This is a genomic window from Mycobacterium sp. pW045 (genome assembly GCF_041287085.1).
Lineage (GTDB): Bacteria > Actinomycetota > Actinomycetes > Mycobacteriales > Mycobacteriaceae > Mycobacterium > Mycobacterium algericum_A.
Genome location: NZ_JBGGKU010000002.1, coordinates 302,760 through 322,837 on the forward strand (window position 1 = coordinate 302,760; position 20,078 = coordinate 322,837).

The following is a 20,078-nucleotide window of genomic DNA, read 5'->3' on the forward strand; positions in this document are numbered from 1 at the left end:
CCGGAAAACTACGACAGCTCGACCAGGGTCATTTCCCCGTCTGCAGCGTCGGCCGAGTCCAGCTCGTCTTCGGCGATGGCCTCGCGGACCAGATCCATCACGGCCCTTGTGAACCCGTCGGCGATCGCCTGCGCCACCGGCTCCTCGATGCGTCGGCTGTCATACCACCAGTCCAGGTGCAGCACCCCGGCGGAGCGGTAGGCCCGCAGCTCCAGCGCGTGTCCCAGGCCCGGGATCGCCTCGCGCACCGGCATCGCGGTGTCGGGGTCGAACTGCACGGGTGCGTCGCCCGCGGCCGGCAGTTCGGGGATCGTCCCGACGTAGGCGAAGTGGATCTCGGCCGGTGGCACCGAGCCGAATAGCCGCGCGGTCGGTGCGTACAGGTAGCGCAGCAGCCCGTAGCCGATCCCGTAGTGCGGTACCTCCCCCAGGGTCTCGTGGATCTTGTCGAGCAACCGGCGTGCGCCTGCCGGTGCGGCGGTGGCGCAGTCCAAGGCAACCGGGTAGATCGTGGTGAAGGATCCGACGGTGCGTCGCAGGTCGATATCGGGTTTGAGCACCGAGCGGCCCGTTCCCCCGATGTCGACGGCGACGGTGCCCTCACCGACGGCCGCCGCCACCGCCCGGCTCAGCCCGGCCAGCAGGATCTCGTTGATCGGCAACCGCAGCCGGCGCCGGGCGTCGTCGATCTCGCTGACGTCGGCCGCCCCCAGCGCCGAGGTGAGCTTGGCCAGATCGGCTGCCCCCGGCGGCTCGGCGACGTCGGCACCCAGCCGCAGGGTCGCGGCTTGTGTTGTCCGCAACCAGAATTCGCGGCTCTCCAGCACCGCCGGATGGGTGGCCAGTCCGGCGCAACGCTGCGACCATTCGGCCCACCCGACGCCGACCGGGGCCAGCTCGATGTCGTTGCCCGCCAGCTGCTGGCCGAACGCGGTGAAGATGTCGGTCAGCAGGATGTCGCGGGATGCCTCATCGCCGACGATCGCGTGCAGGCTCAACGCCAGATAGCACACGTCGCCTGCGGCACCCCGGATGTACAGGGCGGTCAGCGGCGGGCAGGACAGCTCTTGTTCGCCGATGTGCTCGGCCAGCATGGTGCGCACCGCATCGTGCTCGGCGGTGAGGCCCTCCGGCAGCGAATGGGTGCTGATCTCGCCGAACTCGGCGGGTTCGGCGATGCGCTGTTCCCAGGTCCCGGCCCGCTCGGTGATGCGGAGCCGCAGCGCGTCGTGGTGATTGACCACCGCGGTCAGCACCGCACGGACGTCGTCGACGGAGACGTCGGGGCGCAGCCGAAGGACCAGCGGGATGCGCCAGTGACCGTGCTCGCGAACACCGTTCTCCAGGAAGTAGGTGATGTTCGGCGGGACGGGCGGGTGCTCGACGGCGCCGGGCGACTGGCGGGCCAGGCCGCCCGCGGCGTAGCGAGCGGTCAGCGCCTTGGCCAGGGCCGACACCGTCGGGTTGTCGTAGAGGTCCTGCGGGGTCAGGTCCAGCCCCTCATGGGAGGCGGCCATCGCGACGCTGATCGCCACCAGCGAGTCGCCGCCGATGTCGAAGAAGTTGGCATTGCGGTCCACCGAGCTGACCCCCAGGCAGACCGCCCAGATGCGTTGCAGCGTCGCGTCCATGGACGCCCCGGCCGAGCCCGCGGCGCCGTCGGCTCCGGACGCGCCGTTCACCGCGGCGCCGTTGGTCGCGGCGCCGGATACCCAGGTGGCGCCGGCGTTGTGTTCTAGCCAATGCCGTTGCCGCTCGAACGGATAACCCGGAACTGCGACCCGCTTGGGCTGGTAGTCGCCGCGCAGGCCGGCCCAGTCCACCTCGACGCCGGCGGCCCACAGTTGGCCCAGCGCCAGCAGGAAGGCGTCGCGGTCGTCGCGGTTCTGGGCATGGTGGCGCATCAACCGGACGGCACGGTGGCCACCGGCGAACTTGGGATTCCTCGCCGCCGAGGCGGTCAGGGTGGCGCCGGGGCCGACTTCCACCAGCACCCGGTGCGGCTCGTCGAGCAGCGTGTCGATCTCGTCGGCGAAGCGCACCGTGGCACGGACGCTACGCGCCCAGGTCGCCGGGTTGGTCGCCTCGCTGGGCGCCAGCCAGGTCCCGGTCAGGTTGGACAGCACCGGGATCCGCGGTTCGTTCAGGGTCTGCCGGGACAGGAACGCGGTGAACTCCGAGATCATCGAGTCCATCAACCGGGAGTGGAACGCGTGCGAGGTGCGTACCCGGCGCGCGTTGATGCCGGCCTGCTTGAGGGTCTCCGAGAACTCGCGGATGGCGTCTTCGGCGCCGGCCACCACGCAGCCGTCCGGGTCGTTGACCGCGGCGAGGTCGACGTCGGCGGTCAGGTAGGCGCCGACCGCGTCGGCGCTGATCGGTACCGCCACCATGACGCCGCGGGGCGCGGCGTGCATCAGCCGCGCCCGCATCGCCACCACCTTGATCGCGGTGTCGAGGTCGAAGACACCGGCGATGGTGGCCGCGGCGTATTCGCCGATGCTGTGGCCGACCACCGCGGACGGCCGCACCCCGTAGCTTTCGATCAGTTTCGCCAGCGCATACTCCACGGTGAACAATGCCGGCTGAGTGCGGTCGGTGCGCTCGAGGTCACGTGAGGTGCCGTCGAAGATCACCGCCCGCAGGTCGAAGCCCAGCTCGGCGTCGAAGCCGGCCACGCAGCGGTCGAAGTACTCGGCGAACACCGGCTCGGTGTCATACAGGCCGCGCGCCATACCGATGTGCTGTGCGCCCTGGCCCGGGAACAGGAACACCACCCGGTCGGCGGTGGCGGCCGCGTCATCGCTCACGCCCTCACCGATGAAGACGTTCTCGCTCTCCTCGGCGGTCAGCACGGCGGCGGCATCGGCACGGTCGGCGACGACCGCCGCCAGGCGCAGGTGGTACGCATGCCGGGCGGCCAGGGTGTGGGCGACGTCGGGCAGTGCCGGCGCCTCGCTGTCGTCGGCGGTCAGTGCCGAGGCCAGCTCCTTGCGTCCCTGTTGCAGCGCCTCGGCGGTGCGCGCCGACAGCAGCAGCACCTCGGGTCCGGGGCGCGGGGCGGCGCCGGCCGGTTGGTCTGCCGGCCATTCCTCCACGATGACATGGGCGTTGGTGCCGCCCACGCCGAACGAGCTGACCCCGGCACGGCGAATGCCGTCGGCTTCCCAGGGTCCGTATTCGCTCCGGATCCGGAACGGGCCGTCGTCGAGGTGCAGTTCGGGGTTCGGGCTGGTGTAGTGCAGGGTGGCCGGGATCGCCCGGTGCTGCAGGCACAGGATGGTCTTGATCAGGCTGGCGATGCCCGCCGCCGATTCCAGGTGCCCGATGTTGGACTTGACCGATCCCACGTAGCAGGGCCCCGAGCGCGGCTCCTCGGACACCGCGAAGGCTTGTCGCAGGCCCTCGATCTCGATCGGGTCGCCCAACGGGGTGCCGGTGCCGTGCGATTCGACGTAGCTGATGGTGGCGGCGTCCACATCGGCCACCGCGTGCGCCTCGGCGATCACATCGGCCTGCCCGGCGGCGGTGGGCGCCGCGTAGGTCATCTTGGTGGCGCCGTCGTTGTTGAGCGCCGAGCCCCGGATCACCGCGTGGATGTGGTCACCGTCGTCGACGGCGGCCTCCAGCGCCTTGAGCACCACCACACCGACGCCGCTGGCGAAGATCGTGCCGTCGGCCCGCACGTCGAACGGCCGGCAGTGCCCGGTCCCCGACACCATCGAGCCGGGCTCGTGCCAGTACCCGACGTGGTGCGGAATCCGCAGCGACGAGCCGCCGGCCAGCGCCATGTCGCATTCGCCGCCCAGGATGCTCTGGCAGGCCAGGTGCACCGCGACCAGCGCCGAGGAGCACGCCGTCTGCACTGACAGCGCCGGCCCGCGCAGGTTGAGCTGGTGGGCCACCCGGGTGGCCAGATAGTCCTTGTCGTTCTGCAACGACAGGTTGACCATCTCGAAGCTGACGCCCTGACCGATGATGAGGTTCGGGTCGTAATGCGACATCAGGTTGTGCAACAGATAGCCGCTGGTGGTGCTGGTCCCGTAGACGCCGACCGACCCCTCGAGCTCCCCCGGCCGGTAGCCGGCGTCTTCCAGGGCATGCCAGGCGGTCTGCAGGAAGAGCCGGTGCTGCGGGTCCATGGTGCGTGCGGCCAGCGGCGTGAAACCGAAGAAGCCGGCATCGAACTCCTCGATGCCGTCCAGCAACGCGGCTCGCCGCACGTAGTTGTGGTTCGCCAGCGCCTTGTCGCTCACGCCGTTGGCGCGCAGCTCGTCCTCGGACAGCGTGACGATGGATTCGGTGCCGTTGCGCAGGTTGTGCCAGAACTCCGTCAGGTTGCGGGCGCCGGGAAACCGCCCGGCCATGCCGACGACCGCGATCGCGCCTGCCGGCAGTTCGTTGTTGGTGCTCACGTTCGGTCTCCTACTTTTCGCCGCGACGCCGCCCGCTGCCGTGCCGCGGCACGCTGCTGGGCGCGGCTACGGACTTCGCTGGCGCCGTCGCCGGCACTGTCCTGCGAAGCCAGGCCCAGTTGACGGGTCAGGTCAGCGGCCAGGTCGGTCAGTGAGGCGCCCTGCAACAGCAGCGCAACCGGGGGCTCCGCCCCGAAGTCGCCGCGGACGGTGTTGCGGATGCGCACCGCCATCAGCGAATCCATGCCGAGCTCGGTCAGCGGCCGGCCGGGGTCGATCGCACTGTCTTTGGGGTAGCCCATGATGGCCATGATCCGCGAACCCAGTCGGCCCAGGACCGCCTTGGCGGCCTCGGCGGGCTCGAGCTGCTTGAGGCCTTCCGGGCCGGGCCAGTCGTCATCCTCGCTGTCGAGGTCGAGTTCGGCGGCCAGCGTCGCGAAGTAGCCGAGTTGCTGCAGTTCCGGGAACGCCGCGGCGACCCGGTCCAGGCGCAACCGCGCCACCCCGACCCGGGCGAGATCGCCGCCCAGAATCGCCTCCAGCGCCTCCATGCCCTCGGCCGGGTCGATGGGGTCCAGCGCACTGAACTTGAGCTCCTGGGCGACTCCGACGCCGGACCACTGGCCCCAGTTGATCGTGATCGCCGGCAGCCCGGCGGCCCGCCGCCACGCCACCAGGCCGTCGAGCCAGGCGCTGGCCGCCGCGTAGGAGGCCTGTCCGGGTGCCCCGAGCAGCGACGACGTCGAGGAGAACCCGACCCACCAGTCCAGCTCTTTGCCGGAGTCGCCCAGCGTGGCCTCGTGCAGGCGTAGCGCCCCGGTCGCCTTGGGCGCCCAGACCCGCTCCAGGGTGTCGTGATCGATGCCGACCACGATCTGGTCGTCGATGACCGCGGCGCCGTGGACGACACCGCGCAGGCTCAGCCCGGTCTCTCGTGCGGCGGCGACCAGGCTCTCGGCCACACCCGGTGCGGCCAGGTCGCCGGAGACGACCGCGATCTGGGCCCGCCCGGCGAGCTCGTCGAGCACCGCGCGCTGCTGGTCGGAAGGCTGCGAGCGGCTGTTGAGCACGATGCGCGCGGCGCCGTGGTCGATCAGCCACCGGGCCACGACCAGGCCGATGCCGCCCAGCCCGCCGGTCAGGACGTAGGCGCCGTCGGCCCGGACAGCCGGGGCGCCGCTCGCGGTCAGGGTGGCCCGCTTGAGACGCTCTGCGTAGCGCGTGCCGCCACGCCAGGCCACCACGTCGTCGGTGCCCACCAGGCCCAGTTCGGTGATCAGCGTCGCCGCCGGGTCCGCCGCCGCATCCAGGTCGACGACCCCGGCCCGCAGGTCCGGGTGCTCGTAGGCCAGCACCCGCACCAGCCCCTTGAGGGCACAGATCGACGGGTCGCCGGGTTCATGGCTGCCGGGCCCGCCGGCGTTCACACTCAAGCCGTTGCGGCCGACGAGCCACAACCGGGGTGCGGTGCCGTGCCAGCCGGAGACGATGGTGCGCACCGTGGCGGCAACCGACCAGGCCAGCTCGCGGCCGCGGTCGGCGGCGGCGGTTGGATCGAAGGAACCGTTGTCGGCGAAAACCAGCACGCCGACCGGTGGCCGGTCCGGGTCGTCGGCGGTCTGGGCGAAGGCCTCCCGTACGGCCGGCTCGCTGGTCAGGTCCGCAGTGATCACCCGGCGGCTGTCCGAGGCGAACCGGTCGGCGAAATCGGCTGCGAAAGCCCGGCTTTCGTCGCCCTCGGTCAGCACCAGCCAGCTGCCTTCCGCGGCCGCCGGGACCTGCGGGGGCACGCCGGCGTCGATCCACTCGGTGTCGAAGATCTTCTGGCTCAGTGGCAGCGGCACCGTGCGGCGCTGCACGCGCTGCAGATAGATCCCGGACAGCTCGGCGGTGACCGTACCGGTGTCGTCGGTCAAGGTGACCCGGCCAAGGATGCCGTCGTCGTCGTGGCTCACCAGCTCGGCGTGGCCGCGGGCCCGCCGGCCCACCTCGCCGAACACCCGAATGGTCTCCACCGCGACCGGAAGATAGGTGGCTTCCTGCGCCCCGGAGCCTGATCCGCTCAGCGCCTCATCGGGCAGCGCGGCGGCCAGGCACTGCAGCGCCGCGTCGAGCATCACCGGATGGATTCGGTAGCCCCGGTGCGCGGTCGCCTCGTCGGGCAGCACGATCTCGGCCTCCGAGCCGCCGCCGGGCTTGCGGACGATGCGGGTCAGCGCGGCAAATGCCGGCCCGTGCTGCAGGCCGGTACGGCGCAACGCCGTGTAGAGGTCCGCCGGTGACAACGCGGTGCCGCCCCCGCCGGATACCGGGCGTTGCACGGCGGCCGATTCCGGGGCGGCCGCGGCGACCCTGGCGACGGCGTGGCGCGACCAGCCGCCGCCGGGCGCACGGGAGTGGATCTCGACTCGCAGGTCGTCGGAGCCATCGCCGTCGGTCAACAGTCGGGTGGTCACCTCGGTCCGGGCGTCGACTCGCAGCATCTGTTCGACCTCGACGCGGTCCACGGCGACCGCCGACACGGGCAGGCTCAGCGCCTCGCCGGCCGCGGCGAGCGCCATCTCGGCGAAGCCGGTGGCCGGCATGACGACCTGGCCGTGGACCTTGTGGTCGGCCATCCATGCCACGACGTCGGTGCCCACGTCGGCCTGCCAGACGTGGCCGTGGCCCGACGGCAGCTCCACGTGCACGCCCAGCAGCGGATGCGCGTCGGCCGAGTGCCGGTTCGCCGCGGTCACACCGGCCCAGTAGCGCACGTGCTGCCAGGGGCGCGGCGGCAGGTCGGCGCGGCCGACCCCGCCGTCCGGCCGCGGCGCCTCCGCCGACGGCGGTGCGACGGTCGCCAGGTTGGTGTGGAAGCTCAGCGCCTCGGGCTGCTCACGCAGCAGGGTGCCGGTCACGGTGGTGTCACCGGCGGGCCGCGCCGCCTCGAGGTTGCCGTTGATGGCGTGGGACAGCAGCGGATGCGGGCTGACCTCGACGAACGTGGCGTGCGCCGCCGTGGCCGCGGTCACGGCCTGGCTGAACCGCACCGGGTTGCGCAGGTTGTGCACCCAGTAGTCGGCATCGAATACCGGCATGCCGGTTCCGTTGTCGGTCTGACCGACGGTGCTGATCAGCGGGATCGTCGGCGCCGACGGCTTCAAGTCGGCCAGCGCGGTGGCCAACTCGCCCAGGATCGGGTCCACGGTGGGATGATGCGATGCCACGTCCACCTCGACGCGGCGGGCCAGTTTGCCCTGGGCGTCGACCACCGCGATGACCGCGTCGACCTGGTCGGGCGGGCCGGCGATGACCGTCTGCTGCGGGGCGGCGTACACCGCCACGGTGATGTCGGAGTGCTCGGCGACCAGCTTCTCGGCTGAATCGGCATCGAGCTCGAGCAGCGCCATCGCGCCCTGGCCGCTCAACCGGGCCATCAGCTTCGAGCGGGTCGCGATGACCTTCAGGCCGTCGGCCGGGCTCAGCGCACCGGCCACCACGGCGGCGGCCACCTCTCCCATCGAATGCCCGATCACCGCGTCCGGCTCGACCCCGTGGGAGCGCCACAGCGCCGTCAACGCCAGCTGCATGCCCACCAGGACCGGCTGGATGCGGTCGATGCCGACCACCGGCTCACCGGACTCCAGCACGTCGCGCAGTGAGAACCCGACCTGCGCGACGAAGTCCGGTTCCAGCTCGTCCACGGCGGCGGCGAACGCCGGCTCGTCGGTCAGCAGTTGCCGGCCCATGCCGGCCCACTGCGAACCCTGACCGGAGTAGAGGAACACGGTGCCTTTGCCGGCCTGGGCGGCGCGGGTGCCGACCACGCCGGGGGCCGGGTAGCCGCCGGCGACCGCGCGCAGCCCGGCCAGCGCCTGCTCGGTGTCGCGCGCGCAGACCGTGGCGAACCTGGCGTACCGGCTGCGGTGGTGGTTGAGGGTGTTGGCCACGTCGGCCAGTGGCACCTCGGCGCCGGGGCCGGCCAGCCAGTCGGCCAGCGTCGCCGCCCAGGCCGCCACCCGCTGATCGGTCTTGCCCGAGACCACCAGCGTGGCCACCGGGTCGGCCGGTGCCGGCGCGGGTACCGGGTCCGGGCCCTGTTCGAGTACCACGTGCGCGTTCGTGCCGCCCAGCCCGAACGACGAGACCGCGGCGCGCCGCGGACCCTCGGCCGCCGGCCAGGGGGTCATCTCGGTGGGAACGAACAGCCGCGTCGGCGAAGGGTCGATCGCCGGGTTCCACTTGGTGAAGTGCAGGTTCGGTGGGATCTGCCCCCGCTGCACCGCCAGCGCCGCCTTGATGAAACCGGCGATCCCGGCGGCGGCCTCCAGGTGACCGATGTTGGTCTTCACCGCGCCCAGCGCGCACTTCTCGGCGCCACGTCCGTAGACCTCGGCGAGCGCCTCGAATTCGATCGGGTCGCCCAAACCGGTTCCGGTGCCGTGGGTTTCGATCAGATTGACTGATCCTGCCGCGACGTCGGCGCTGCGCAGCGCGCGGGTGATCGCGTCACTTTGGGCGATGGTGTTCGGTGCGGTCAGGCCGTTGGACCTGCCGTCGGAGTTCACCGCCGAGCCCCGCACCACCGCCACGATCCGGTCGCCGTCGCGGATCGCGTCGGTGAGCCGCTTGAGCACCACGATCCCGGCGCCCTCGCCGCGGACGAATCCGTCGGCGCCGGCGTCGAAGGTGTGGCAGCGGCCGCGCGGCGACAGCATCCCCCACTTGGCCATGGCGATCTGGGTTTCGGGCCGCAGGATGAGGCTGACCCCACCGGCCAGCGCCAGGTCGCTCTCCCGCATCCGCAGGCTCTGGCAGGCCATGTGGACGGTGACCAGTGATGACGAGCACGCCGAGTCCATCGCGACGGCGGGCCCACGCAGACCAAGCAGGTAGGCGATGCGCCCGACGGCGACGGCGTGCGCGTTGCCGGTGGCCGAGTAGCCGTCGATCGCGTTCGGGTTGGAGGCTGAAATCCCTTGGTATTCGGTGTAATACACGCCCATCATCACGGCGGAGCGGATGCCCGACAGGTGTTCGGGCGACACACCGGCGTGCTCGAGCGCCTCCCAGGCGACCTCGAGCATCAGCCGTTGCTGGGGATCCATCGCCTCGGCTTCACGCGGGGAGATGCCGAAGAAGTCGGCGTCGAAACCGGCGACATCGGAGATGAAGCCGCCCCACTTCGACGACATGCGCCCCGGCGCCAGCGGGTCCGGGTCGTAGTACTCGTCGGCATCCCAGCGGTCCGGGGGGATCTCGGTGATAGCGTCGCGGCCGCCTGCCAACAGGTCCCAGTAGGCGTCCGGGCCGGACGCCTCACCGGGGAACCGGCAGCCGATCCCGACAACCGCGATCGGCTCCGCGGCGGCGATCCGGGACGCCTTCTCGAACTGCTCGGTCAGCGCCCCGCGCTTGTCGGCACCCATGGCCGACATCCTGTTGAAGATCGACTTGGAGGTTCCCGTCATCAAAAACTACCGCTCTCGCTCCCGGCCGATGCCGACTCGACCTGATCGAACAACTCGTCCAGCACACCGCCGGAGGAGTCGAACGTCAGATGACCGTCATCGTGTGCTGCTTCGTCCTGCGGGGCGTACCGGGATGCCAGCAATCCCACCAGATGCGTCGCCAAAGCTGAAATGCTGGGGTGGTTCCATAGCATCGACGCCGACAAATCCACCCCCACCAGTTGCTGCGTCTCTTTCAGCACCGTCATCGCGATCATCGAGTCCAGACCCATCTCCGGGAACGGCTGGTCCACGTCGACCGCTGCCGCCGAGGTCCGAAGCTCGCGGGCAAGGATAGCCTGCAGCCGGACCACCAACTCGTCGCGTCGCTGGTCGGCGGGTATCTGCGACCAGTCCGGCGCAGCCGTCTCGCCGGCGCCTGCGGCGGTGCCGCTGTCGTGCTCATCCGGCCCGCCGGCACCCACCGCCGCGGCTTCGCCGACGAGGTCCTCGAAGAACGTCAGCTCCCGGAACTCCGGCGAGGTGGCGACGGCCCGGTCGATGCGCAGCCGGCCCACCCCGACCCGGGGCCCCAGGGAGGCGGCGCCGAGCACCGCATCCAGTGCCTCGACGCCTTCCTCCGGGCTGATCGGATCGAGCACGCTCAGCGTCATCGAGCGTCCGATCCCCACGTCGGACCACTGGCCCCAGTCGATGGCGGTCCCCGGCAGGCCGGATGCGCGCCGCCACGTCATCAGGGCGTCCAGCCACGCGTTGGAGGTGGCGTAGCCGAGCTGACCGGGCAGGCCCAGCAGGGCGGCCATCGAGGAGAAACCCACCCACCAGTCGAGCGGACGCTCGGCGGTGGCAGCATGCAGCAGCGCGCCGCCGAGGGCTTTGGCCGACCAGGTGCCCGCCAGGCTCTCCGGGGTCACCGCCGTCACAAGGCCATCGCCGAGCACACCGGCGGCGTGTACGACGCCGCGCAGCGGCCGGCCGGTCTCCTCGGCGGCGGCGACCAGACGTTGCGCCACTCCCGGTGAACTGATGTCGCCGGCGACGTAGGCGACCTCGGCGCCGGCCGCCAGTTCGTCGAGCACCGCCCGCTGCGCCTCGGAGGGCTCGCTGCGGCCGTTGAGGACGATACGTCCGGCGCCGCGCGACACCAGCCAGCGCGCCACGACCGTCCCGAGCCCGCCGAGACCACCGGTGAGCAGGTAGGAGCCGTCGCCGCGGACCTTGGCGTGGCCGCCCTCGGAGGTCTGCGCGGCCTCGCCGAGCGAGGCCCGGGTGAGGCGTTCGGTGTAGCGCCGGCCGGCGCGCCAGCCGACGATGTCGTCGCGGACCGGGGCCTGCAGTTCGGCCAGCAGCACACCCAGCAGGGCGTCGACGTCATCGGCTGTGTCCAGGTCGACCAGCGTGGCGCCCAGGTCCGGTTCGTCGGCGAGCACCCGGGCCAGTTCGCCGGGGAACCGCCAGGTGCGGACGACGCCCTTGAGCGCGCCGACGGCGGGGTCGCCCGGCTCGTCGGCGCCCACCGCCAGACCGCCGCGGCTGACCAGCCACAGCCGCGCACCGTTGGTCTCCGGCCAGTCCTGCACGGCCGCCCGGGCCGCTCTGGAAGCGGTCCAGATGAGGTCACGCGCCCGGGCCAGCGCTTGCGGGTCGGCGATGTCGGAGCCGTGCTGTCCGAGGAACACCACGATGCCGGCGGGCGGGCGCGCGGGATCGGCGCCGGTTTGCGCGACCGCCTCGGCCAGCGCCGGCTGGTCGGCGAACGGTCCGGTGATGACCTTGCGGTCCGGGCCGGCCAGCCGTGCCGCGAATGCCGCCGCCAGGCGCTCGGTTGCGCCGTCGGCGGCGGCGTCGGGCTCGGTGAGCAGCAGCCAGCTGCCGGCCGCCGCGCCGGTGGCTTCCGGCGCCGGGGCTTCGATCCACTCGGTGGCGAAGAGCTTGTGCTCCAGCGGCACCCGCAGTGAACCGGGGTCGATCGGGTGCAGTTCGACGCCGGTGAGTTCGGCCACCACGGCCCCCGAGTCGTCGGTCAGCACGATCCGGCCCACTGCCGTCGTCTCGCCGCGGCTGGTCAGCTCGGTGTGGCACCGGACCTGGCGGCCGGTTCGGCCGAGCACCCGCACCGCGGCCACCGCCGTCGGCGCGTAACCGAGACCTTCTGGGTCGGAGATCGCCGCCGCCAGCGCCCGCAGCGCCGCGTCGAGCAGCACCGGGTGCAGCCGGTAGCCGGGGTGGCTGGCGACATCCTCGGGCAGCGTGAGCACGCTGCCGCCGGTGACCGCGTCGTCGCCGCCCTGCTGTGCGGCGGTGATGTCGGCCAGCGCATACCGCGTCCAGGACTGGCCGGCGGCCCGGGCGTGGATCTCGACCCGGGTCTGCGCATCCGCGCCGCTGAGCACGGTGGTGACCTGCATGCCCCCGTCGAGCACCAGCGGCTGCTCGAGCTGCAGGCCGGTCACGCTGATGGCCTCGACGGGTCTGCCGAGCGCTTGGCTGCCCGCCGCCAGCGCCATCTCGACCAGGGCGGCTGCCGGCAGCACGGTTTGCCCCTGGATCTGCGCGGCCGGCCACGGCAGCAGTTCGGCGCTGAGCTCGGTCTGCCAGACGTGGTCGCGGCCGGTGAGCATCTCGACGTGCGGCCCGAGCAGCGGGTGGATATCCGGTGCCTGCCCGATCCGCGCGGGCGCGGAGATCCAGTGGTGGGCGTGTTGCCAGGGGGTGGTCGGCAGCTCGGCGAAGCCGCCGGCCGTGACGCCGGAAGACCCGTCGCCGAGTTCGGCGAGTTGGAGGTGGAAGCTCACGGTTTCGTCGTCGCCCCTGCGCAGGGTTGAGATCACCGTCGCCGGCTCGGCTGCGGCGGCCTCGACCGTCTCGATGATCGAGTGCGTCAGTAGCGGGTGGGGGCTGATCTCGATGAAGGTGCCGTGCTCGCGTGCCGCGGCGGTGATGGCCTGGCTGACCAACGCCGGTTGACGCACATTGGCGACCCAGTAGTCGGCATCGAGCACCGGAACCGGCCCGGCCGGATCAACCACCGTGGAAATGAACGGAATCTGCGGGGCCGAGGCCACCAGATCTGCCAACTGCGCCCGCAGCTCATCCAGGATCGGATCCATGAATGCGGTATGCGAGGCCACCTCCATATTGACCCGCCGCGCAAACCGCTCCCGGCCGGCCACCGCCGCGATCACCGCATCCACCTCGGCCGGCAAGCCGGCCACCACCGTCTGCCGCGGCGACAAATACCCGGCCACCTCAACCTGCGGATACCCCGCCAACAACTCCTGCGCCGCCGAGGCATCCAGTTCCAACAGCGCCACCGCGCCCTGACCGGCCTGCCGCGACATCAACGCCGACCGCGCCGCGATCACCCGCAACCCCTGCTGCGGCGTCAGCGCCCCGGCCACCACCGCCGCAGACACCTCCCCCATCGAATGCCCCACCACCGCATCCGGTGACACCCCATAGGACCGCCACAACGCCGCCAACGCCAGCTGCACGCCCATGATCACCGGCTGCACCTGCGCATCACCGGAGATCTCAGCACCCGAGGCGATCACATCCCGCAGCGAAAAACCGAGCTGCGCAACAAAATCCGGCTCCAACTCAGCAATCGCCGCCGCAAACACCGGCTCCTCGGCCAACAACCGCCGACCCATCCCCGCCCAATGCGAACCCTGCCCGGAAAACACGAACACCGGCCGGCTGCCCGCGAGGCGGGCCCGCGGTTCGATGACACCGGCGGCACTGTCCCCGGCGGCCAGCGCCGTCAGGCCGGCGACCGCCGCAGCGCGGTCCCTGGCGCACACGCCCGCGGTGTACTTGAAGCGGCTCCGGTTGTCGCGCAGCGTCTTTGCGACATCGGTCAGCGGCACGTCGGCGCCGTCGCCGCGCAGCCAGTCGGCGAGCACGCCGGCCGTGGCCGCGATACGCGCCGGCGACTTCCCCGAAACCAGCAACGTGCTCACCACCGGCTCGGCAACCGGCGAGACCGACTCCGACACCGGCGCCTGCTCGACCACCACATGCGCATTGGTGCCCGACACCCCAAACGAGGACACCCCCGCCCGACGCGCACGCGACACCGCCGGCCACGACATCGCCTGCGCCGCAATCTGAAACTTCGATGCCGCCGCACCGGCATTCGGCGTCAACGCCGAGAAATTCAAATGCCGCGGAATGAACCCGTGCTGCACCGCCAACACCGTCTTGATGAAACCGGCAACACCGGAGGCGGACTCCAGGTGCCCGAGGTTGGTCTTGACCGACCCCAACACCAACGGCGCCGCCGCACCCCGCTCACCGAACACCGCCGCCAGCGCATCCAACTCGATCGGATCACCCAGCGCCGTCCCGGTCCCGTGCGCCTCGACGTAGTCGATATCACCCGGGGACAACCGCGCCGCCGCCAACGCCGCCCGCATCACCTTCTGCTGCGCCGGACCCGACGGCACCGTCTGACCCGACGACGGCCCATCCTGATTCACCGCCGAACCCCGCACCACCGCCAGAATCCGGTCACCATCACGCTGCGCATCCGAGAGCCGCTTGAGCACCACCACCCCGGCACCCTCACTACGGACATAGCCATCGGCGGCGGCGTCGAACGTCTTGCACTGCCCGTCGGGGGCCAACATGCCCCACCGCGAGGTGGCGATGCTGTTCTGCGGGGACAAGATCAGGTTCACCCCGGCCGCCAGCGCCTGATCGGACTCGCGCCGGCGCAGACTCGCACACGCCAGATGAATCGTCACCAACGACGACGAACACGCGGTGTCCACCATCATCGCCGGACCGTGCACACCGAGGAAATACGCCAACCGGCCCGCCGCGAAGTTCGGGCCGTTGCCGAACGCGAGGTAGGGGTCGACATCCCGGGGGCCGACCCTTTCGGCCGCCAGCAAGGCGTAGTCGTTGGTGGTGAGGCCGACGAAAACGCCGGTCTGGGTGCCCCGAATCGCCTCCTTGGTGATCCCGGCATGCTCCAACGCCTCCCAGGCCACCTCCATCAACAACCGCTGCTGAGGATCCATCGCATCGGCTTCGCGCGGCGAAATACCAAAAAACTCCGCATCGAACTCAGCGGGCTGCCACGACGACAAAAACCCACCCTCACGAGAACAAATCGTCCCCGCCACCGAATGATCCGACGAATAAAACGCATCCGCATCCCAGCGATCCGCCGGAACCCGAACAATCCCCGAACCCTCAGCACACAACAACCGCCAAAAACCGGCAGGATCACCCACCCCACCCGGCAACCGACAACCCAAACCCACCACCGCGATCGGCTCGGTATCACCGGCCTCCGCCACCGCCAACCGCGCCGTCAAATCATCAATCTTGCGCAGCGCCTCAGCGACAATCGAACGACGATCCGGCCCCCCAGCCGATTCGGCCCTCCCGGCCGACGCGGAACCTATCTCGCTCAACTCAACCTCTCCGAAAGCTGCGCGAGCAGCTCGTCATCGCTCATGTCGTCATAGGCGTCGGCGCTGTCCTGTTCGGCGGCCTCGGCCACCTCCGGCAGGATCGTGGCCAGGTATCCGGTCAGCGCGTCGATGGTCGGATAGTCGAATACGACTGCGGCCGGCAGAATTTCGCCGAGGCTGTCCGACAGTGATCGCTGCAGCGTCACGCTCATCAGCGAATCCATGCCGGAGGCGAAGAATCCGGCCGTGGGGTCCAGCACGTGGCGCGAGGCCAGGCCCATAGCGGCGACGACCTGCATGGTGACGTGGTCGTGCAGCAACCCCAAGCGCTGCTCGGGTTCGGCTTCGGCCAGCGCGCGGCGGAACTCGGTGGTGACCGGCGCGGATCCGTCGGCGGGTTCGGCAACGGTCAGCAGGTCGTCGACGATGTGCAGTGCCGCGCGGGTGCGGTAGGCGGTGGCCAGCCGTGGCCAGTCCGCCGCCACCACGGTGTGCCGCACCGCGCTGTTCGCGCCGATCACCAGCGGCAACGCCCCGATGGCCACGTCGTCGCTCATCGGCTCCAGCCCGGACTCCACGGTCACCTGGCGTTCGATGTCGGATTGGGTGTCGCTCAGCGACTTCCACAGCCCCCAGTTGATCGCGGTGGCTGGCAGCCCGGCCGCACGACGAGCGTAGGCGAAGGTGTCCAGGAAGGTGGTGGTCGCGGTGTAGTGCGCCAGCCAGCGCGATCCGGTGATTCCGGAGATCGACGAGAACAGCACGAAGTGGCGCACCGGGTGCCGCAGCGACAGCTTGTGCAGCACCGCGACCACGTCGAGCTTCGGCCGGAACATGGCGGTGACGTCGTCGTCGGTCATGTCGCGCAGTGTCACCGGCCCGCCCGCGAAGGCGGCCACGTGGATGCCCGCTAGCGGCGGCAGGTCGGCGCCGAACCGGTCGAACAACGCGCTCATCGCGGTCTCGTCGGCCGCGTCGGCGGCCACCGTCACCAGTGTCGTTCCCGCCAGTTCGGCCGCCAGCTCGTCGAGTCGTGTCCCCGGGTTGCGCGACACCGCGACGATGGTCTTGGCTCCGCTGGTCGCCAGCTGTCGAACCAGCTGCGGTCCGATGTTGCCGGTGGCGCCGATCACCAGATGGCAGCTGTCCGGGTCGAATTCGACCGGTGCGGCGGCACCGGTGGGCCGGGCCTTGCGCAGCCTCGGAACCCGGCGGACACCGGCCCGGTAGACGATCTGGTCCTCGGTGTCCTCGGCATCGGCTTCGGCGAGCAGGTACCCGGCGACCAGCGACGCCGGAACCGACTCGTCGACGTCGATGACCCGGCCCCAGATCTCGGGATGTTCCAGGGCCAGGCTGCGGCCCAGCCCCCACAGCACGGCATGCGCGGGGTTGGCGCGGTCGCCCTCGCCGACAGGTTGGGCGTTGCGGGTCAACAGGAACAGCGTCGCCGGGGCCGGCTGGTCCAGCATGGCCGCGGCAAGCCGCCGTGCCGCGTTGAACGTGTCGTAGGCCGGTGTCGCGCTGAGGTCGGCTGGCGCGGTCGGCGGCGCGTAGAGGACACGGCTCGCTCCGCGCAGCGCCGTCGCGAGGGCGGCGGGATCGGCGCCGGCAGCCAGCACCGATGCGTCCAGCGTCGTCACGGCCCCGGGTCGCAGCGCGCCGAGTTCGGCACCCAGGTCGTCGCCGCCGATCACCAGCCAGGACTGGCCGGTGGCGGCGGGTTCGGCGGCTTCGCGGCCGCCTGATTCGCTTTCCGGCCAGCTCAGCTCGCACCACCACTCCGCGGGTACCGCGCCGGCGCTACCCGCCGCGGGAGCCATGCCGGCGGCGGCCGGTCCAGGGCTGCGCCGGATCTCCACGGTGTCGATCCAGTGCCGGGTGTGCTGCCACGGCGTCGCGGGCAGCACCGGGTGCGGTTCGGGCGGATGCGGGGTCTGCGGCGGCTGAGCGGTGTGGGTGCGGTTGAGGTTGGTGTGGAAGCTGATCGCGTCGTCGGCGTTGCGGGTCAGGGTTCCGACGCTGTGGTGGTGGCCGCCGAGCGACTCGCACGTGTCGGCGATGGCGTGCGTCAGGATCGGGTGCGCGCTGACCTCGACGAACGTGGTGTGTTCTGCGGCCGCGGCGGTGATGGCCTGGGCCAGCAGCGCAGGCCGGCGGACGTTGCTGACCCAGTAGTCGGCGTCCAGCAGCGGCATACCCCCGGCCGGCATGGCGGTCTCGGTCACGGTGGAGAAGAACGGGATGGTGGCGACCTCGGGAGTCAGGCCCGCCAGTGCCGCTTGCAGTTCGGGCAGGATCGGATCCATCAACGCGGTGTGCGAAGCGACTTCCATGTTGACCCGGCGGGCGAACTTGTTTCCGGCGCTGACCGCCGCGATGACGGCATCCACCGGCGCCACCGGGCCGGCCACCACGGTCTGCTTGGGCGACAGGTAACCGGCCACGCTGACGTCGGGGTAGCCGGCCAGCAGCGCCTCGGTGGCCTCGCTGTCCAGGTTGAGCAGCGCCACCGCGCCCTGCCCGGCCTGCTGCGACATCAACCGGGAACGGGCCGCGATCACCCGGAATCCATCGGCCGTGCTCAGTGCCCCGGCGACGACCGCCGCGGTCACCTCACCCATGGAGTGGCCGATGACGGCGTCGGGGTGCACCCCGTGGGAGCGCCACAGTTCGGTCAGGGCCAGTTGCAGTCCCATCAGGACGGGCTGCACCTGCGCGTCACCGCTGATCGCTTCACCGCCGGAGATCACCTGCCACAGTGAGAATCCGACGTGTTCGACGAACACCGGTTCCAGCAGCGCCAGGGCGCGGGCGAACGCCGGTTCGTCGGTGAGCAGTTGCCGGCCCATGCCGGCCCAGTGCGAGCCCTGCCCGGAGTACACGAACACGGTGCCCGGCCCGCACGGCCCGTCGTGCGGTCCGACAACGCCACTACCGGACCCGTCGCCGGAGGTGCCGGCGGCCAGCGCCTGCAAACCGCGCACCGCCTGCTCCCGGTCGCGGGCGCATACGGTGGCGAACTGCGCCTGCCTGGCGCGGTGGTGGTTGAGGGTGTGCGCGACGTCGGGCAGTTCGATCTCGGCGCCGTCGCCCGCCAGCCAGGTGGCCAGGTCGCCGGCGGTCGCGGCGATCCGCTCCGGGGTCCGCCCCGAGATCACCAGCGTCGTGACCGCCGGATCGGGTTCGCGCGCAGCGATTTTGGCGGGCGGCGCCTGCTCGATCACCACGTGGGCGTTGGTGCCGCCGAAGCCGAACGAGGAGACGCCGGCGCGTCGCGGGTGCTCGGTGGACGGCCAAGGCTGTTCTTCGGCGACGACCTTCAGGCGCAGCTGGTCGAACGAGATGTGCGGGTTGGGCGTGTTGAAGTGCAGGTTGCGCGGGATCTGCCCCCGTTGCACGGCCAGCACCGACTTGATGAAGCCGACCATGCCCGCGGCCGCTTCCAGGTGGCCGAGGTTCGACTTGGCGGCGCCGAGCAGCAGCGGCGCATCCACCGGGCGTCCCCGTCCCAGCACCGTGCCCAGCGCTCGCGCCTCGATCGGGTCGCCGAGCAGCGTTCCGGTGCCGTGGGTTTCGACGTAGTCGACTTCCTGCGGCGTGATCCCGGCGTCGGCGTAGGCCGAGCGCAACACCGCCATCTGGGCGGCCGGATTGGGTGCCAGCAGGCCGTTGGAGTGGCCGTCGGAGTTGATCGCCGATCCGCGGACCACCGCCAGCACCCGGTCGCCGTCGCGGCGCGCGTCGGACAGCCGCTTGAGCACCACCACACCGCAGCCCTCACCGCGGACGAAGCCGTCGGCGTCCGCGTCGAATGCGTGGCATGCGCCGGTCGTCGACAGGGCGCCGCTCTGGTCGAAGCCGCGGAACACCGCCGGGGACATCAGCAGGTTCACCCCGCCGGCGATGGCGGTCTCGCACTCGCCGGTCCGCAGGCTCCGGCACGCCAGGTGCAGGGCGACCAGCGATGAGGAGCACGCGGTGTCCACCGTCACCGAGGGCCCGCGCAGGTCCAGGAAGTACGAGAGCCGGTTGGCGATGATGCTCAGGGCGCCGCCGGCGTTGCTCCAGGCGTCCACGCCGGTCAGGTCGGCCGATGCGTGACAGCCGTACTCGGTGATGCTGGCCCCGACGTACACGCCGGTCTGCGAGCGCCGCAACGAGGTCGCCGGAATTCCGGCGTGCTCCAACGCTTCCCACGCCACTTCCAGCAGCAGTCGCTGCTGCGGGTCCATCTTGACGGCTTCCCGGCTGGAGATCTCGAAGAACTCCGCATCGAAGGCCGCGATGTCGCTCAGGAACGAGCCCCAGCGGGTGGTGCGGGCGATGGCGCTCGAGACCTCGGGCGACCCGTCGTCGAACGGCGCCCACCGATCGGCCGGCACTTCGGTGACCGCGTTGCCGCCGTCGATCAGGAACTGCCACAGCGCATCCGGCGAGTTGATATCACCGGGGAACCGGCAACCCAGGCCGATCACCGCGATGGGTTCGTCGGTGCCGAACCGGCCGGGCTCGGGTCCGGCCTCCTCGTCGGCGGACTCCGGCTCGATGAGGAACCGCGCCAACTCGGTGACCGACGGATGCTGCCAGAGCTCCACCGGCGACACTTTGCGGCCGAGCAGCTCGGACAGCTCACCGCAGAGCACCACCGCGTCGCGGGACCCGACGCCCAGATCGTTCAGCGACGCGTTGAAGTCGATCTCATCGGGGCTGCAACCGATATTGGTGACCAGATAGTCGGCCAACCAGTGGCGCAGGGCTTCTTCGTCAAATGCTGCGGTCAT

The 20,078-nt window shown here is 71.1% G+C and carries 4 protein-coding genes; all 4 read right to left on the bottom strand.

Features of this window, described 5'->3' with window-relative positions:
- Positions 1-8: 8 nt before the first annotated feature.
- From ACAG20_RS03965 to ACAG20_RS03980, 4 genes are read right to left on the bottom strand one after another with little or no spacing between them, the layout of a single operon-like run.
- Entirely contained in the window at positions 9-4,415 is a 4,407-nt protein-coding gene (locus ACAG20_RS03965; protein WP_370491600.1) for a type I polyketide synthase, read from the bottom strand.
- Complete coding sequence (locus ACAG20_RS03970) at positions 4,412-9,868, bottom strand: type I polyketide synthase (protein WP_370491601.1); 5,457 nt, start codon at positions 9,866-9,868, stop codon at positions 4,412-4,414. The genes ACAG20_RS03965 and ACAG20_RS03970 overlap by 4 nt, the downstream gene beginning before the upstream one ends.
- Positions 9,868-15,294, bottom strand: a complete 5,427-nt coding sequence (locus tag ACAG20_RS03975) for an SDR family NAD(P)-dependent oxidoreductase (RefSeq protein ID WP_370491602.1) — start codon at positions 15,292-15,294, stop codon at positions 9,868-9,870. The genes ACAG20_RS03970 and ACAG20_RS03975 overlap by 1 nt, the downstream gene beginning before the upstream one ends.
- Positions 15,291-20,078, bottom strand: a complete 4,788-nt coding sequence (locus ACAG20_RS03980; RefSeq protein WP_370491603.1) for an SDR family NAD(P)-dependent oxidoreductase — start codon at positions 20,076-20,078, stop codon at positions 15,291-15,293. Before ACAG20_RS03980 ends, ACAG20_RS03975 begins: the two co-directional genes overlap by 4 nt.